The 16,590-nt window shown below is 73.3% G+C and carries 15 protein-coding genes; 5 read left to right on the top strand and 10 right to left on the bottom strand.

The features are described from left to right. Positions 1-84: 84 nt before the first annotated feature. Positions 85-1,284, bottom strand: a complete 1,200-nt coding sequence (locus CP967_RS27515) for a DUF5685 family protein (RefSeq protein ID WP_208838880.1) — start codon at positions 1,282-1,284, stop codon at positions 85-87. A 311-nt stretch (positions 1,285-1,595) separates the two neighbouring features. Between CP967_RS27515 and CP967_RS27510 the strand changes: the two genes are divergently transcribed. After that, on the top strand, positions 1,596-2,036 hold the full coding sequence (locus CP967_RS27510) for a cell division protein SepF (RefSeq protein WP_150490546.1): 441 nt from the start codon (positions 1,596-1,598) through the stop codon (positions 2,034-2,036). A gap of 75 nt (positions 2,037-2,111) precedes the next feature. Here CP967_RS27510 and CP967_RS27505 read toward each other — a convergent pair whose 3' ends face one another. Together CP967_RS27505 and CP967_RS27500 are read right to left on the bottom strand one after the other, a co-directional pair. Next, on the bottom strand, positions 2,112-3,320 hold the full coding sequence (locus CP967_RS27505) for an acyl-CoA dehydrogenase family protein (RefSeq protein ID WP_150490545.1): 1,209 nt from the start codon (positions 3,318-3,320) through the stop codon (positions 2,112-2,114). 76 nt (positions 3,321-3,396) lie between these two features. Then, positions 3,397-5,142, bottom strand: coding sequence for an MFS transporter (locus CP967_RS27500; RefSeq protein ID WP_150490544.1), 1,746 nt, complete (start codon positions 5,140-5,142; stop codon positions 3,397-3,399). A 521-nt stretch (positions 5,143-5,663) separates the two neighbouring features. On the opposite strand from CP967_RS27500, the gene CP967_RS27495 reads away from it, so the two are divergent. Further along, positions 5,664-6,851, top strand: coding sequence for a phosphatase PAP2 family protein (locus CP967_RS27495; protein WP_150490543.1), 1,188 nt, complete (start codon positions 5,664-5,666; stop codon positions 6,849-6,851). A 101-nt stretch (positions 6,852-6,952) separates the two neighbouring features. On the opposite strand, the gene CP967_RS27490 is transcribed toward CP967_RS27495, so the two are convergent. After that, a complete protein-coding gene (locus tag CP967_RS27490) occupies positions 6,953-7,168 on the bottom strand; it encodes an I78 family peptidase inhibitor (protein WP_150490542.1) in 216 nt (71 codons plus the stop codon). Between the two features lie 579 nt (positions 7,169-7,747). Beyond that, on the bottom strand, positions 7,748-9,031 hold the full coding sequence (locus CP967_RS27485; protein WP_150490541.1) for a glycosyltransferase: 1,284 nt from the start codon (positions 9,029-9,031) through the stop codon (positions 7,748-7,750). A 324-nt stretch (positions 9,032-9,355) separates the two neighbouring features. Here CP967_RS27485 and CP967_RS27480 point away from each other — a divergent pair, with 324 nt between their 5' ends. Together CP967_RS27480 and CP967_RS27475 are read left to right on the top strand one after the other, a co-directional pair. After that, positions 9,356-10,162, top strand: coding sequence for a hypothetical protein (locus CP967_RS27480; RefSeq protein WP_150492083.1), 807 nt, complete (start codon positions 9,356-9,358; stop codon positions 10,160-10,162). A 137-nt stretch (positions 10,163-10,299) separates the two neighbouring features. Further along, the gene (locus CP967_RS27475; protein ID WP_150490540.1) at positions 10,300-10,629 is read left to right on the top strand and encodes a hypothetical protein; all 330 of its coding nucleotides are present in this window, start codon (positions 10,300-10,302) and stop codon (positions 10,627-10,629) included. A gap of 163 nt (positions 10,630-10,792) precedes the next feature. Here the strand turns inward: CP967_RS27475 and der are convergent, their stop codons facing one another. The 4 genes from der to CP967_RS27455 form a co-directional block, all read right to left on the bottom strand. Next, positions 10,793-12,262, bottom strand: a complete 1,470-nt coding sequence (der, locus tag CP967_RS27470) for a ribosome biogenesis GTPase Der (RefSeq protein ID WP_150490539.1) — start codon at positions 12,260-12,262, stop codon at positions 10,793-10,795. Between the two features lie 56 nt (positions 12,263-12,318). Then, positions 12,319-12,987: a lysophospholipid acyltransferase family protein gene (locus tag CP967_RS27465; RefSeq protein WP_150490538.1), complete on the bottom strand. Its 669-nt coding sequence runs from the start codon at positions 12,985-12,987 to the stop codon at positions 12,319-12,321. Next, a complete protein-coding gene (cmk, locus tag CP967_RS27460) occupies positions 12,984-13,700 on the bottom strand; it encodes a (d)CMP kinase (RefSeq protein ID WP_150490537.1) in 717 nt (238 codons plus the stop codon). Before cmk ends, CP967_RS27465 begins: the two co-directional genes overlap by 4 nt. Positions 13,701-13,856: 156 nt before the next feature. Further along, complete coding sequence (locus tag CP967_RS27455; protein ID WP_150490536.1) at positions 13,857-14,942, bottom strand: prephenate dehydrogenase; 1,086 nt, start codon at positions 14,940-14,942, stop codon at positions 13,857-13,859. Between the two features lie 206 nt (positions 14,943-15,148). Here CP967_RS27455 and CP967_RS27450 point away from each other — a divergent pair, with 206 nt between their 5' ends. Then, complete coding sequence (locus CP967_RS27450) at positions 15,149-15,844, top strand: nucleotidyltransferase domain-containing protein (protein WP_150490535.1); 696 nt, start codon at positions 15,149-15,151, stop codon at positions 15,842-15,844. Positions 15,845-15,896: 52 nt separating this feature from the next. On the opposite strand, the gene CP967_RS27445 is transcribed toward CP967_RS27450, so the two are convergent. After that, the gene (locus CP967_RS27445; protein WP_150490534.1) at positions 15,897-16,571 is read right to left on the bottom strand and encodes a maltokinase N-terminal cap-like domain-containing protein; all 675 of its coding nucleotides are present in this window, start codon (positions 16,569-16,571) and stop codon (positions 15,897-15,899) included. Positions 16,572-16,590 lie beyond the last annotated feature (19 nt).

Genomic DNA, 16,590 nt, shown 5'->3' with positions numbered 1-16,590 from the left:
GGAACGGAAGGCACCGCGTTCCCGGAGGAGCTGGGACGGTGAAGCCGTCGAGGCCGCCCGGCCTGCCGGCTCCCGGGGCGACCCTTAGCAGTCGCACCCGCAGTCGCAGCAGCCGCCGTCCTCTCCTCCGCAGCTGCAGCACTCGCAGCCCTCGCAGCAGTCACCGCAGTCGCACTTGTGGCAGAGCCCCTCGCGTTCCTGACCGCTCCAGGGGTCGTGGAACGTTCCGGCACAGCACAGCTGGCAGGTGCAGGCGAGCCCCGCCCAGACCATGCAGCCGGCCAGCAGGCCGCGTCCGCGGGGCGGTTCGGGCGGGAGCGGCGGCCCGGCGGGACCTCCCGGGGCGTGGGGGCCGCCGGGGGCGTAGGGGTTGCCGGGCGGGGGCCCGAAACTGCCGGCCGGTTCCCCGCCGGGGCCGTGCGAGCACAGCGTGGAGCCGAAGGCCCGGTCCACCGAGCGGCGCAGCTCGTGCACGAGCAGCACATGGGCCAGCTTGCCGTCGGTGAACTCCGTGTCCGCCAGGGCGAGCCGGATGCCGTGCAGTGCGTCGTCGCAGAGCCTGCGCGCCTCGCCGGCCGGAGTACCGGTCGCGGTGAGCGGGTTCCAGGCTCCCGACGCCGCGTCGGCTTCCTTGTCCTCCACGGCGTCCAGCAGGTGGGCGAGCCGGCCGAAGAGCCGTCCGGCCTCGGCGAGCGGCGCGGCGTTCTCCGGCCGGCCGGCGAGTACGGCGGTGTGCGCGAAGGCGGCCGCGGTCGCCGTCTCGGTGGGTTCGGTGACCGTCAGCAGGCTGGTGCCGGGCCCGGCGAGCGACTCGATGCCCGTCTGCCGGTCGACGGCGTCGACCAGGACCGCGGTGTCGAAGCCCAGCTCGGCCCCGGTGCGCGCTCCGGCCCTGTCCCACCCTGCGGCGACCCTGCGCGCTGCGGCGGCCACCGGCCGGCGCTTCAACAGCCCGTCCCGGTCGGCCACGTGGTCGCGCACCTTGGCCGAGGCGAGTACCAGGGAGACGGCGGCGGCGAGCCGGGCCCCCTCCCCCTTGGCCACCGGGGCGGTCCGCATGGAGCGCAGGGGGCAGGGCCCGGCGGTGCGCCGCATCTCCGGGGCGCGCTCGGTCTGAGCCTCCGTCAGGACCGAGACGATCAGGCCGTCATAGTTCGTTACTATTCGGGCGAATTGCCCGTGATCGGCCCGGAGTGCGAGGCAGAGCCCGCAGAGATGGGCCATCCATTCCGTCTTGAGCCTGTCGGACAGCCGGTGGCTGCACGGCCTCACGATTCCGAACACGACATCCCCCCGTACGCCGTTCATCCTGGTGCGGCGCACCATCGCTCGGGCGCGCGCCGTGCATCGTATCCGTCCACCCGTTCACCCGTACGCCCCCCATGTCACCCGTACGGGCAGATGCATCATATTTTCTTTCCACAAGCTGCCTACATGCGACGAAACCTGACGATTCACCACATGATCTGCACCAGTAGCGTCACGAATCCCGTACGCGCCGACCATCCCCTTGGTGCTTGGTCCGCATCATGGACGACCATAGGGATAGGAAAGACATGCGGAACACCACAGAACCGCGGTGAGAGGAGGCGTCCATGGGATCGGTGCGCAAGGCGAGTGCCTGGCTGGGCCTCGTGGAGGACAACGACGAGCGGTACTACGACGACGAGTACACCGAGGACGCCGACACCGGTACGCACCAGGCGTGGGTGACCGACCCCCGTGTACAGGTGGCCTCGGAGAAGGCCGTGGACGCCGGCCGGCGGATCGCCACCGTGACACCGGACAGCTTCCGGGACGCACGCGGCATCGGTGAGCTCTTCCGGGAGGGGGTACCGGTCATCGTCAACCTCACGGGCATGGACCCCGCCGACGCGAAGCGGGTGGTGGACTTCGCGGCGGGGCTGACCTTCGGGCTGCGCGGTTCGATCGAACGGGTGGCGACCCGGGTCTTCCTGCTGACCCCCGCGCACACGCGGGTGATCACGGGGGAAGCCGCCGGCCGCCCGGCCGACGGCTTCTTCAACCAGAGCTGAGCGGGGCGCCCGCCCTCGGACCCCCCCGGGCCCCCGCCCGGCCGGTACGCCCCGGGCGCGGTGCCGGCCACGGCATCAGCGGAAGGCGTCCAGGCCGGTGAGCGCCTTGCCCAGCACGAGCTGGTGCATCTCCACGGTGCCCTCGTAGGTGAGCACCGATTCCAGGTTCGTGGCGTGCCGCATCACCGGGTACTCCAGCGAGATGCCGTTGGCGCCCAGGATCGTGCGCGAGGTGCGGCAGATCTCGATGGCCTCCCGCACGTTGTTGAGCTTTCCGAAACTGACCTGTTCGGGACGGAGCCTGCCCGCGTCCAGCCGCCGGCCCAGGTGGTGGGCGAGCAGGACGCCCTTGTGCAGTTCCACGGCCATGTCCGCCAGTTTGGCCTGGGTCAGCTGGAACCCCCCGATCGGCCTGCCGAACTGCTCGCGGGTGCGCGCGTAGTCCACGGCCGCCTCGAAGCTGGCGCGCGCCGCGCCCATGGCGCCCCAGACGATGCCGTAACGCGCGTGGCTCAGGCAGCTGAGCGGCCCCCGCAGTCCGGCCGCCCCGGGCAGCATCGCGTCGGCGGGCAGCCGTACGCCGTCCAGGACCAGTTCGCTGGTGACCGAGGCGCGCAGCGACCACTTGTGCCTGATCTCCGGCGCGGAGAAACCGGGCGTGCCGGCGGGGACGAGGAAGCCTCGGATGCCCTGGCCCCCGCCCGCCCCGTCGGTCTGCGCCCAGACCACGGCGACCCCGGCGACCGAGCCGTTGGTGATCCACATCTTGCGGCCGGTGAGGACCCAGTCCTCGCCGTCGCGCCTGGCGTACGTGCGCATCCCGGCCGGGTCCGAGCCGTGGTCGGGCTCGGTGAGCCCGAAGCAGCCGATGGTCTCGCCGGCCGCCATGCCGGGCAGCCAGCGCCGCTTCTGCTCCTCGGAGCCGAAGCGGTGGATGGCGTACATGGCGAGGGAGCCCTGGACGGAGACCAGGGAGCGGATCCCGGAGTCGGCGGCCTCCAGTTCCAGGCAGGCCAGGCCGTACTGGACGGCGGTGGCACCCGCGCAGCCGTAGCCCTGGAGGGACATGCCGAGGGCACCGAGGGCACCGAGTTCGCGGGCCAGCTCCCGGATGCCGGGCAGTTCCCCCTTCTCGTACCACTCGGCGATGTGCGGCAGGACCCGGTCAGCGGCCCAGGTGCGCACGGTGTCGCGGATCGCGAGGTCCTCCGGGCCGAGGAGGTCGTCGATGCCGAGCGGGTCGGCCGGGTCGAACGGCGGGAGTTTCGGCTGGTTCGCGGACAAGGGGGATGCCTCCGGTGGCTCGCGCGGGTACCAGAAACTAGCAGTGGTAGTTACGGTTTCGCCCCGACGTTACGGCTCACTGTCCCGCCCGTCCAGGACCGCCTGCCTCGGCGGGCTCCCGGAGGCCCGGACGCGGCCGGTGGCGGCCCGCCGGGCCCTGGGCGGGCACCCCCTGTTCCTGCACCACGGGCGCCGCCAGGTTCTGTACGGGCGCCGGCCGGTGCTGCGCGGGCACCGGGACGGGTGCGGCGGGGGGCGGTCCGGCGTCGTGCTCGCGCTGGGCGCATTCCATGAGGCGGGGCAGCCGCACGGCGGCGAGCGCGCCGAGCAGCAGCAGACCGGCGCTGACCAGCAAGGTCACATGGAGCCCGCCGACGAAGGCGTGGCGGGCCGTGGACCGCAGCGCCTCTCCCGCGGGGCCGCCGAGCTCTCCGGCCACCTGGTACGCCTCGCCGAGCGAACGCGACGCCGCCGCCCCGGCGGCAGCGGGCACGCCCTGTTCGTGGAGCCCCGCCAGCCCGGGTGCGTAGGCCGCGTTCATGACACTGCCGAGCAGGGCGATCCCCATGCCCGCGCCCAGCTGGTAGGAGGTCTCACCGATCGCGGCCGCGCCTCCGGCCCGCTCGGCCGGGGCCTCGCTGAGCATCGATTCGTAGGCTCCGAAGAGCGTGGACTGGAGCCCGAAGCCCAGCAGCACGAATCCCGCGGTGAGCAGGACGGGCCGGTCGTGCTGTCCCATGAGGGTCAGCAGGAGCACGGAGCCGGCGGTGAGGACGAAGCCCCAGCCGACCATGCGGCGCGGCCCGACGCGGCGCAGCGTGTAGGAGCCGGTGGCACCGGCCGCCATCGCCGCGAAGGTCAGCGGAAGCAGCCGCAGACCGGTCTCCAGCGGGGTCAGGTCCAGGACCAGCTGGAGGTACTGGACGGCGATCAGCTCCAGGCCGACCAGCGCCAGCATGGCCAGGACGATGCAGCCCACGGCCGTGGTGAAGGCCGGCCGGGAGAACATCGTGATGTCGACCAGCGGGTAGGCGCGGCGCTTCTGTCTGCGCACGAAGAGCACGAGGACCGCGGCCCCGGCCAGCAGGGGGAGCAGGGCGAAGGGGTCCATCCCCGCCCCTTCGCCCCCCAGCCGTTTGATGCCGAGCACGACACCGAGGATCCCGGCGGCGGCCATCAGCGCGCCGGACACGTCCCAGGGGCCGTCGCCGCCCCCGCGCGACTCGGGCAGCAGCAGACGGGCGACGGGCAGGATCACGGCCATCAGCGGGACGTTGATCAGGAAGACCGAGCCCCACCAGTAGTGCTGGACGAGGAAGCCCCCGATGACCGGTCCGGTGGCGGCGCCGACGGCGGCGACCGCCGTCCACACCCCGATGGCCAGAGCGCGTTCACGGCGGTCGGGGAAGACCTGGCGGAGTATCGAGAGGGTGGCCGGCATGATCATCGCGCCGCCGACGCCGAGCAGGGCGCGGGCCCCGATCAGCACGGCGGCCGTGTCGGCCGTCGCGGCCAGCACGGAGGCGATGCCGAAGAGCGCGTAACCGGAGAGCAGGACGCGCCGTCTTCCGATCCGGTCACCCAGAGTGCCGAAGAGGATGAGCAGCGCGGCGCAGACCAGGGGGTAGGCGTCCACGATCCACAGCAGGCCCTCGGCGCTCGGCCGCAGGTCCTCGGTGACGGCCGGCACGGCGACGTGCAGCACGGTCGCGTCGAGCGCCACCAGCAGCAGACTGAGGCAGAGGACGACCAGGACGACCCACCGGTCGGCATGGCCGGCCGCTCCCCGCAGCCGTGTCGCGGCCGTGGACGTGCCCGTCATGTACGTACCTCCCACACTGTGTCCCCGCGCCCGGCGGGCCTCCCGGGGACCGGACTCACGGTGTCCCAGGCCCGGCATCGAGGGGCGGGTGATGCGTCAGCGTACGCGAGTTCCGCGTGGTCACACGTGGTACACCTCATACCTTCGCCCGCGCCGAAGTGTGTCCTACGCCACAGGGCGGCCGGGTGCCGGGGCTCCTCCCGGCCGGTCCGGGCGCCCGCGAGCCGCGCCTTCGGGCACGCCGGGGACGGGCTCCCCGGGCGGCCCCCGGACGGCCGCCCGGGGAGCCGGAGGAGAGGCGCCGAATGCCGTCCGGTGCGTTCGCCCCGACCCCGCGGACCATTCATCGACCATCAAACATTCCTGCGAATTCGACGCCGGAACGAATAGCCCGGGGCTGCGGCGGGATTCTCCGGCGGGCACGGAATGGAAGCCCCTTGAGACAAAGTCCACATCACATCGTCATCACGAAGACGCGGGATGGACCGGATCACACACTCACTCGCTGTAACGTCCATTGCGTGCGTACCGACATCTTTGCCCGTCTGGACCGGGAGCCGGAACCGCCGAAGATAGAGATCCCGCGGATGAGCCGTCACCGCACCGCTCTCTTCGGCGGGACTCTGGTGTTCTATCTCGCCATCGTCGTCGCCGTGCTGGCCTCGTCCTGGCTGGTGGCCCTCGACTGGAAGGTCATGCTCTTCCGGCCGTACCAGCAGTGGCCCGAGCTCCACGCCTTCCTCGACTACTACGTCGTGCTCGGCCAGCGCGGCCCCACGGCCGTGATGGTCGCCGCCTGGCTCGGCTGGCGCTCCTGGCGGCAGCACACCCTGCGCCCCCTGCTCACCCTGGGGACCTCGCTGCTGCTGCTCAACGTCTCGGTGGGCGCGGTCAAGATCGGCCTGGGCCGGCTCGGGCCGCACTACGCCACCCAGATCGGTTCGGCGGAGCTCTTCGCCGGCGGCGATATATTTCCCTCGGGTCACACCGCCAACGCCGTGGTGACCTGGGGAATCCTCGCCTATCTGGCCACCACCCCGCGCGCCAGGCGCTATCTGTCGGCCCTCTCGGCGTTCGTCTCGCTGGGCGTGGGGCTCACGACCGTGTACATCGGTACGCACTGGCTCAGCGACGTCCTGCTGGGCTGGGCGGCCGGTCTGCTGATCATGCTGGGGCTGCCTTGGTTCGAGCCGCTGATCACCCGCGCCGAGATCTGGATCCTCTCGGTACGGAACTCCTGGCGCGCCCGTCTCGCCGAGCGCCGCGGGGGTGCCAGCTCCCCCGACTCCCCCGGGGCGGCCGACGCGCCGGCCCCGGACGGTGCTGTAACGGACAGCGGCGCCCCGGTCCCGGACGGCCCGGACAGCGTTGCGGCGCCGGCCGCGGTGGTACGGGACCCTGAGGCCGCCGAGGGGCAGGACGGCACGCGCACCGAAGACGGTACGGGGCCCGGCGCCCCAGGAAGCGGCACGGCTGCCCACGGCGGGCCGCAGGATCCGGCGCGGCCGGGCGGGGCCGACGGGCCGCCGCAGGTCCCCGGCCACCCCGGCCCCACGGCCAGGGCCCGGGCCCATTCCGCGCACCCGGTCCGTTCGGAGCGGACGCCGCTCGCCCCGGCCGGCTCCCGCCGCCCGCCGCACGCGGACCGCACCCCGCGCAACGGCGGCACCCAGACCCGGCCGGTGGCCGGGGGGACCGTCTCACCCTGAACCCCGGCGGCAGACGCCCCGCAGGCCCGGACACGCCGGATACCCGGCACGCGAAGGCCCCGGCCGCACCAGCGGCCGGGGCCTTCGCGTGCCGGGCCGGGTCAGCCGACCCAGCAGCGGGTCACGGTTTCGCCGGAGACCTCGAAGTTGATCCGGCCGCCACGGAACTCCATGGTGATGACCGCACCGGGCGGGAGCGCCCGGACCGTGCTCCACCCCCGGGCTCTGGCCCGCTGCTCGGCGGCCTCCGCGTCGAGGCCGACATAGGCCCCGGGGCTGTCGTCCGGCTGGGCGGGAGGGGTCGGTAGAGATGCCATACCTCTCACCGTAGGCACAGACGCACCGTGACGGAAGACGTCCGCCCGGACCGTGAGGCAGTCGCGTGTCCCCGCGTGGTCACGCTTGTGTCACAGGATCCCCACGCGTGTTTACGCGACGCCGTGTCACCCGTACGGGCAGTTCTCCCGTTCACGGAATGAATGTGTTCCACCCTTACGCATAAGCACCCGGGCACACGGGAGGAATTCCGGTCGCCGCCTGCGGCGGGGTATCCGGAAAGGCGTCGGGGAAAAGACGAAATGATCCGGACACCCGGAATTCACACCGCCTTGCACGGTTCTTGTCTTTCCCGGCCGGCGCCCGGCCGGAAGTCCGCCGCCCCTCGGCCGGCCCCGCGCCGGCGCCGCGTTCCGTGCCGTGTGTTCCGCCCGCTGTCCGGAATCCCGGAGTCCGGAACGCCTCCCGGCCGGGGCGCCCCGGCCCGTACCGCCCAGCGCCCCCGCACCCCCCAGCGCCCTCACACCCCGGCCCGTACCGCCCAGCGCCCCCGCACCCCCCAGCGCCCTCACACCCCGGCCCGTACCGCCCAGCGCCTCCCGCGTCCCGGCCCGTACCGCTCAGCGCCCCCGCGCGCCCCGGACGACCCCGGCCGCCTTGTAGCGCAGGGCGTACGCCCCGTCGAGCACCGAGCCCCTGGAGCGGTGCAGCACGGTCCGCAGGACGTTCCGCGACCGGACCGCCGGGCCCTGAGCGGCCAGCTCCGCGAAGAGGCGCTCATGGCGTTCGGCGATGGGGGCCGGGTCGAAGCGGGCCGAGGCGGTCAGCGCGGCGCGCCCCATCCGCCGCCTCAGGTCGTCGTCGTCCACGAGTGCGAGCAGGGCGTCGGCGAAGGCCCGGGTGTCCCCGAGCGGCACGAGCCGCCCGTCCGTACCGTCCTCGATGATCTCCGCGGGTCCGTGCGGGCAGTCGGTGGCGACCACCGGCACCCCGCAGCGCATCGCCTCCACGATGGTCATGCCGAACGACTCGCGCTCCGAGGTGACGGCGGCGATCGAGCCCTTGGGCCACTCCGCCTCCATGGGGTGCACCGACCCCATCAGGTGCACCCGCTCCCCCAGGCCGAGCTCGTCCACGAGTGCGCGCAGGGCCTGCTGCTCGTCGCCCGTGGCGTCCCCGGCGCCGTAGATCCGGAGCCCCCACCCGGGGCGGGCCTCGGCGACCCGGGCGAAGGCCCGCACCAGGACGTCGTACCGCTTGACCCGGTGCAGCCGGCCCGCGGCGACGATCCACCGGGCGTCGGCCGTGGCGGGCGGGGCCTCCGGGGCGGGCACGCTGTTCGGGATCGCCTCGATCCTCACCCCGGGCAGCCGCAGCCGTTCCCGGTAGTCGCGGGCGTCGGCTTCGGTGACGGTCGTGACCGCGTCGAGCAGGCCGTACCGGTGCTGTATCTCCCTGCGGAGCCGGTAGCCGTGGCTCTCCAGGGTGAGGTGCTCCTGGCCGACGCGCACCGGGCCCCGGCGCGCCTGCCTGCTGATGTGGACGTTGAGGCCCGGCCGTGTACCGATGACGACGTCGGCCTCCAGCGCGCCGAGGTGGGCGGCGATCCGGCTGTCGGTGAGCCTGCTGTACTGCCGGTGGCGGGTGTCGCCGCGGGGGAAGACCACGGCGGGCCTGGCGTGCCCGGCGTCCTCGCCGTCGTATCCGGGGCTCTTCTTCCGCAGGTCGACGAGATGGCTCATCCGTACACCCTCGGGCGCCCCCAGCGCCGGGGCGTCCCGGTGCCGGAAGACCGAGACGATCTCCACGTCGTGGTGTTCCGCCAAGGTGCGGGCGAGCGTGAAAGTGGTACGGATCGTTCCCCCGATGCCGTACGCGTTGTGAAGCAGAAAAGAAAGGTGCATGAAGCCGTCGTTTCCCCTGGTCGAACTGGTCTGTACCGGACCCTACGCGGCACCGGGAAATGACACAGCATTCGTACAGCAGTCGCACAGACTCGTGACAATTCGAACGAACGACTGTACGGATCCGACTAGTTGACGGATGGTCCGGTCGAACGGCCCTGGACAGGGCGGGTTCCCTCCTCCCTCCACCCACCTGTCGATGTGTCTCCCTGTCGACTTCCCTGTTCCCTCCCGTCATTCGCGCGTGACCCCGGCGCCCGGTCGCACGTTGTCCTGGTGAGCCGGGAACAGCCCGTCTCACGCACCGAGTTCGAGGAGCCACCTGTGCCGCGCATGCTCGACGTCAGCGAGGACGTACGTGCCGAGATCGGCGACGCCGAAGCCGACCGGCTGCTCGTCGGCGACAGCGCCCCGGGCCATTACGACTGCACCTCCTGCCGCACCCCCGGCGACAGCGACCAGGAGCGCACCAGCACGGTGCTCTTCGTGGGCGAGGAGACCGCCGTGCTCGCCTTCGCCCACGCCACCTGCATCCCCTCACAGGTCGTCAGGGTCGCGGAGGACCAGCTCAAGGGCGCCATGCAGTCCATCACCGGCACCGCGCCGCAGCCCTCCGGCGACGCCGGGAGCGCCGCGGGCGTCGAGGGCCGGGTGCCCGAGCAGGCCGTCCTCGGGATCACCAGCGGACTCGTCCTGATCGAGGACGACCTGCGGCCCGCCCTGGTCGTCGAGCCGACGGGACCCATCGCGCGGCCGGGCACGGACGGCCGCGGGGGCGACCAGTTCCTCCAGCTGCTGCTGGAGCAGGGCTTCCAGCCGGCGCACGACCTGAACAGGCTGCCGACGACCCTGCCCGGCTGGTCGGTACTGCTCGCGGTGGGCCGGCTGCACGCGGTGCTGCAGCCCGGCACCGGCGGCGGCCAGGTCGCCTGGTGGCAGGCCCATCAGCCGCTCCAGGTGACGGAGGGCTGGCGTACCGCGGCGAACAAGTCGCAGACCGTGCTCGTCTTCTGCGCCCCGGCCGGCTCGATCGGCCAGCAGCCGCGTGAGGATCTGCTCCGCGACGCCCTGGACAAGGCCGCGGTCAACGGCCTCCTGGTCGCCGCGTCGATGCCGCTGGCCGGGACCTGACCGTGCCCGCGCCTTCTCCGTACGGCCGTCGCACGACGATTTCTCCGGCGGGCCCGCATCCGACGGGCGGTGAGGTCGTTGGCACCTATGTGCACTCATACGACCCTTCTCGCCAGCGGCAGAGCCCGATCCCGGCCATGCGTCCCGCCCGGGACCCGTCGGGCGGCGCGTCCCCCACGCCCATCTACGACGCGCTGTACTCCGAGTTCCGGCGGTCGTTCAGGGCGCTCCCGGGGGACCGGACCGGCGAGGAGGGTCTCGGTTTCCGGGGGTTCGGGACCGGCCTGGCCGCCGGCCGGGCCCCGCTGAGCGGCTTCGCGGCGAACGGTCAGGGCAGCCAGAGCAGTCAGAGCACGCACGCCCCGCCCCCGAACCCCGGCTCCTGGCAGCGCGTCGGGCGGCACGCGGGGCGGAGCGTCCGGCCTCCTGCGGCCCTGCCGCCCGGTTCGGGTACGCCGGATGTCTGAGGGTTACCGGATGTCTGAGGGCCACCGGGTGCCCGGGGCACGACGGCCGACTGAGGGTACGGCGGCCGGCTGAGAGCAGGACGGCCGGCCGGGGGTACGGCGAAGCCCCGGACCGTTCCGCGTTCCCGCGGGGGTCCGGGGCTTCGCCGTGCCGCTCGCGCGGCTACTTCTTGCGGCCGCGCTTCTCCCGTACGCGTACGGAGATGTGCAGCGGGGTGCCTTCGAAGCCGAACTCCTCACGCAGCCGGCGCTCGACGAAGCGGCGGTAGCCGTGCTCCAGGAAGCCGGAGGCGAAGAGCACGAACCGGGGCGGCTTCGTGCCGGCCTGGGTGCCGAAGAGGATACGGGGCTGCTTGCCGCCGCGTACCGGGTGCGGGTGGGAGGCGACGATCTCACCGAGGAAGGCGTTCAGCCGGCCGGTGGGGATACGGGTCTCCCAGCCCTCGATGGCGGTCTCGATCGCCGGGACCAGCTTCTCCATGTGCCGGCCGGTGACCGCCGAGACGTTGACGCGGGGGGCCCAGGCGATCTGCCCCAGCTCGGTCTCGATCTCGCGCTCGAGGTAGTAGCGGCGCTCCTCGTCGAGGGTGTCCCACTTGTTGAAGGCGACCACCACGGCACGGCCGGATTCGACGGCCATGGTGATGATCCGCTGGTCCTGGACACTGATCGACTCGCTGGCGTCGATCAGGATGACGGCGACCTCGGCCTTCTCGACGGCCGCCGCGGTACGCAGCGAGGCGTAGTAGTCGGCGCCTTCCTGGAGGTGCACCCGGCGGCGGATGCCGGCCGTGTCGATGAACTTCCAGGTGATCCCGCCGAGCTGGATCAGCTCGTCGACCGGGTCGCGGGTGGTGCCCGCGAGGGCGTTGACGACGACGCGGTCCTCACCGGCGACCTTGTTCAGCAGCGAGGACTTGCCGACGTTGGGACGGCCGATGAGCGCGATACGGCGGGGGCCGCCGACGGTGGTGCCGAAGGTCTGGGCGGGTGCCTCGGGCAGTGCCTCCAGCACGGCGTCGAGCATGTCGCCGGTGCCGCGCCCGTGCAGCGAGGACACGGGATGCGGCTCACCGAGGCCCAGCGACCAGAGGGAGGCGGCGTCCGCCTCACCGCTCTGCCCGTCGACCTTGTTGGCGCAGAGCACGACGGGCTTGCCGGCCCGGCGCAGCAGCTTGACGACGGCCTCGTCGGTGTCGGTGGCGCCGACGGTCGCGTCGACCACGAAGACGACCGCGTCGGCGGTCTCGATGGCGTACTCGGCCTGGGCGGCGACGGAGGCGTCGAGGCCGAGGACGTCCTGCTCCCAGCCGCCGGTGTCGACGACCTTGAAGCGGCGTCCGGCCCACTCGGCCTCGTAGCTGACGCGGTCGCGGGTGACGCCGGGCTTGTCCTGGACGACGGCCTCACGGCGGCCGATGATCCGGTTCACCAGCGTCGACTTGCCCACGTTGGGGCGGCCGACGACGGCGAGCACGGGCAGCGGGCCGTGACCGGCCTCACCGATCGCTCCCTCGACCTCCTCGGGGTCGAACCCCTCCTGCGCGGCGAGCTCCATGAACTCCGCGTACTCGGCATCGCCAAGCGCTCCGTGCTCGTGGTCCGAGCCCTCGGAGTGAATCTGGTCGTTCATGAAGTCCGTTCCTCTTTGCATCATCATCGATGGGCCGCGATCGCGTGGCCCACTACTCAAGTGTCGCCCAGGCGTCCGGTGAGACGCCTGGCGTTTTCCAGGTGCGCGGTCAGCTCCGCCTGGATCCGCAGCGTCGCCTCGTCCAGGGCCTTCCTGGTCCGCCGGCCGCTGCCGTCCCCCGCGTCGAAGGCGTCGCCGAAGACGACGTCGACCCGGCTGCGCAGCGGGGGCAGCGCGGATATCAGCCGGCCGCGGCGTTCGGTGCTGCCCAGGACCGCGACGGGCACGATCGGCGCCCCGCCGCGTACCGCGAAGTACGCGAGTCCCGCGCGCAGCGAGGCGAAGTCGCCCTCGCCCCTGGTGCCCTCGGGGAAGATCCCGAGGACTCCGCCGTCGTCCAGGACCGCGAGGGCCCGGGTGACGGCGGTGCGGTCGGCGGCCGCGCGGTCCACCTTCAGCTGGCCGATTCCGCGCAGGAACGGGTCGAGGGGACCGACGAACGCCTCCTTCTTGATCAGGAAGTGGACGGGCCGCGGCGCGGTGCCCATCAGCATCGGTCCGTCGATGTTGTGGGCGTGGTTGACCGCGAGTACGACGGGTCCGCTCGCGGGGACCCGCCAGGCTCCGAGCACCCGGGGCCTGAACAGCCCGTACATGAGTCCGATGCCGATCCCGCGCCCGACGGCCGCTCCGCGCGGGCCGGGCGCGGTGGTGGCTTCGGTCACTTGGCGGCCTGCTTCTCCCCGACGAGGGTGACGACGCACTCGATGACCTGGGCGAGGGTCAGCTCGGTGGTGTCCACCTCGACGGCGTCGGCGGCCTTGGCCAGCGGGGAGGTCTTGCGGCCGGAGTCGGCGGCGTCCCGCTTGATCAGGGCTTCCTTGGTGGCGGCGAGGTCGGACCCCTTGACCTCGCCGCTGCGGCGGGCGGCGCGGGCCTCCGGGGAGGCGGTCAGGAAGATCTTTATGTCCGCGTCGGGCAGCACGGTGGTGCCGATGTCACGGCCCTCGACGACGATGCCCCGCTCGGCCCCGGCCGCGATGGAGCGCTGCAGCCCGGTGATCAGGGTGCGCACCTCCGGGACGGCGCTGACGGCGCTGACCTTGGAGGTGACCTCCTGGGTGCGGATCGGTCCGGAGGCGTCCTCGCCGTCCACGGTGATCGTGGGGGCGGTGGGGTCGGTGCCGGAGACGATCACGGGCTTGGCCGCCGCGGTGGCGATCTCCGCGGGATCGCCGACGTCGACGCCGTTGTTCAGCATCCACCAGGTGATGGCGCGGTACTGGGCGCCGGTGTCCAGGTAGCTCAGGCCGAGCTGGGCGGCCACGGCCTTGGAGGTGCTCGACTTGCCGGTGCCGGAGGGGCCGTCGATGGCGACGATCACTGCGGGCGGGGCGGTCCGGGCGGCGGCGCTTACGGTTTCCACGGTGGTGGACACCTTCCTGGTACACGGGGACGGGCGGAGCAGGGCCACGGGACGGCCTCCCCCAAGGTTACCGAGTGCGAGCGGTGCCCTTGTACCCCTGTCTCCGACGCTCTCCCGGGGGCGCCGCCGCGGGCCGTTTCGGCGGGCCCGGGGCGGTGCGCGGGGCCCTCAGGGCCGGATCTGCCAGCCGCGCTCGCCGAGGGCGGCGGCGAGCGCGGGGGCCGCGCTGGGTTCCACCATCAGCTGGACCAGTCCCGCCTGCTGCCCGGTGGCGTGCTCGATGCGGACGTCCTCGATGTTGACCCCGGCCCGTCCGGCGTCGGCGAAGATCCCGGCCAGCTCGCCGGGCCGGTCGCTGATGAGGACCGCCACGACCTCGTACGCCGCCGGGGCCGCCCCGTGCTTCCCGGGCACCCTGACCCGGCCCGCGTTGCCGCGGCGCAGGACGTCCTCGATGCCGTCGGTACCGCGGCGGCGCTCGTCCTCGTCGGTGGTCTGGAGGCCGCGCAGCGCACGGACCGTCTCGTCCAGGTCGGCGGCGACGCCGGCCAGCACGTCGGCGACGGGGCCGGGGTTGGCGGAAAGGATCTCCACCCACATCCGGGGGTCGGAGGCGGCGATCCTGGTGACGTCCCGGATGCCCTGCCCGCACAGGCGTACGGCGGTCTCGTCGGCCTCCTCCAGCCGGGCGGCGACCATCGAGGAGATCAGCTGCGGGGTGTGGGAGACCAGGGCGACGGCCCGGTCGTGGGCGTCGGCGTCCATGACGACGGGGACGGCGCGGCAGAGCGCGACGAGTTCGAGGGCGAGGTTGAGCACCTCGGTGTCGGTGTCCCGGGTCGGGGTGAGGACCCAGGGCCGGCCCTCGAAGAGGTCGGCGGTGGCCGCCAGCGGGCCGGAGCGCTCCTTGCCGGCCATGGGGTGGGTGCCGATGTACGCGGCGAGGTCCACGCCGAGCGCCTCCAGCTCGCGGCGCGGGCCGCCCTTCACGCTGGCGACGTCCAGGTAGCCGCGGGCCAGGCCGTCCCGCATGGCTCCGGCCAGGGCGGAGGCGGTGTGCGCGGGGGGTACGGCGATCACGGCGAGGTCCACGGGGCCCTCGGGAGCCTGGTCGGTGCCCGCTCCGAGCGCCGCGGCCGTCGCGGCGGACGACGGGTCCCGGTCGACGAGGTGGACGCGGACCCCCCGCCCGGCCAGGGCGAGTGCTGCGGAGGTGCCGACCAGGCCGGTTCCGATGACGACTGCTGTTCTCACTGGGCGATGTCCTTGGGGTCCGTGACGAGCCGGTGGCGACGCCCGTCAGCCTAGTGCCGCGGCAGCCGGGGTCTGCCCAAAGGGAGCGGCGCCCCGGTGCCCCCGCCACGCCGGCGGCCGGGCTCCCGCCCCCGGGCGCGACCGCCCCCGGGCGCCCCGGGGAAAACGGATCGTGCGTCGCGGGCGGTCCGCATAGGCTCCCGCCCATGACCTCCCCCGATGCCGTCGCGCTCGTCCGCGACCACACCGTCTACGCGTGTGTGACGGGCTCCCGTGCCTTCGGACTGGCCACCCGGGCCAGCGACACCGACCGGCGCGGTGTCTTCCTCGCGCCGACCCCGCTGTTCTGGCGCTTCGAGAAGCCGCCGGCCCATGTCGAGGGGCCGGCGGCCGAGCAGTTCTCCTGGGAGCTGGAGCGCTTCTGCGAGCTGGCTCTGCGGAGCAACCCCAATGTGCTGGAGTGCCTGCACTCCCCGCTGGTGGAACGGGCCGACGCCACCGGTCGCGAGCTCCTCGCCCTGCGCGGGGCGTTCCTGTCCCGTCGGGCCCACACGGCCTTCGTACGCTACGCGGTGGGGCAGCGCCGGAGGCTGGAGGCGGACCTCCGCACGCACGGCGCCCCCCGCTGGAAGCACGCCATGCACCTGCTGCGCCTGCTGACGAGCTCCCGGGATCTGCTGCGGACGGGCGAACTGGCCGTCGGTGTCGGCGACGCCCGGGAGGATCTTCTGGCGGTCAGGCGGGGCGAGGTCCCGTGGGCGGAGGTGGAGCGCCGGATGACCCGCCTCACCGAGGGGAACGACGAGGCGGTCACCCGCTCCCCGCTGCCCCCGGAACCGGACCGGGCCCGGGTGGAGGACTTCCTGGTGCGTACCCGCAGGGCCTCGGCGGCGGCCGGCTGAGACCGGCCGCCGGGCCCAGGCCAGGGCAAGGCCGGGGCGGAACCGGGGTGCCTCAGCCGGTCAGGACGAAGAACGGGCCGCGGGCCACGGCACCGTCCGGGGTCCGCCACCCGGCGGTGATCCGCCCGCCGGCCTCCGCCCCGCCGGCGGAGGGGTCCTCCGGGTCCGGCCGGAGGACGCGCGTCACCGCCAGGGTCGCGGACGACGTCTCCTCCCCGTCCCGGTCCGCCGTGGCCAGCGTGACGGTGGTGCCCTGCGCCCCGTCCCGGGCGGTCGCGGACGTGATCACCGGGTGGCCGGTGCCGGGGCGGGAGGCGGTGACGGTCCGGTCGGGGGTGTCGCTCAGGTTCTGGTCCTGCGGCTCGGCACGCCCCTGGAACAGGGCGAGCACCTGGGCGAGCAGCACCGGGTCGTGGGCGCCGTCGTACACCCAGCGCCGGCCGAGGACGCCGTGCTCGCTCGTGCCGACGAGTGCCTGCTCCGCTCCGTCGAGCGGCGCTCCGCGGTAGGTGACCGGTACGTGGTAGGAGACGGGCAACTCGCCCGAGGTGTCCGTGACCACCATGAACTCGAGGCCCACCTCACCCTGCGGGTCGTCGAGCCGGAAGCCTCCCGCGCGGGCCAGTTCCGGCGCGCCCGCGCCGGTGTACCAGGGCCGGGCGGGGAGCCAGCCGGCCAGGAGTTCCAGCTTGCCCGGGGTCATGGTGGTTCTGTGGATGACTGCCATACCTGTTGAACCGGGCGGG

It is taken from the genome of Streptomyces nitrosporeus, assembly GCF_008704555.1.
Classification (GTDB): domain Bacteria; phylum Actinomycetota; class Actinomycetes; order Streptomycetales; family Streptomycetaceae; genus Streptomyces; species Streptomyces nitrosporeus.
This window is presented reverse-complemented; position numbering and strand designations above follow the sequence as displayed.

Coding starts and splice junctions, on each gene's coding strand:
- CP967_RS27510 (WP_150490546.1), top strand. CDS start 1,596: ATGGGATCGGTGCGCAAGGCGAGTGCCTGGCTGGGCCTCGTGGAGGAC.
- CP967_RS27445 (WP_150490534.1), bottom strand. CDS start 16,571: ATGGCAGTCATCCACAGAACCACCATGACCCCGGGCAAGCTGGAACTC.
- CP967_RS27500 (WP_150490544.1), bottom strand. CDS start 5,142: ATGACGGGCACGTCCACGGCCGCGACACGGCTGCGGGGAGCGGCCGGC.
- CP967_RS27490 (WP_150490542.1), bottom strand. CDS start 7,168: ATGGCATCTCTACCGACCCCTCCCGCCCAGCCGGACGACAGCCCCGGG.
- CP967_RS27450 (WP_150490535.1), top strand. CDS start 15,149: ATGACCTCCCCCGATGCCGTCGCGCTCGTCCGCGACCACACCGTCTAC.
- CP967_RS27485 (WP_150490541.1), bottom strand. CDS start 9,031: ATGCACCTTTCTTTTCTGCTTCACAACGCGTACGGCATCGGGGGAACG.
- CP967_RS27475 (WP_150490540.1), top strand. CDS start 10,300: ATGCGTCCCGCCCGGGACCCGTCGGGCGGCGCGTCCCCCACGCCCATC.
- der (WP_150490539.1), bottom strand. CDS start 12,262: ATGAACGACCAGATTCACTCCGAGGGCTCGGACCACGAGCACGGAGCG.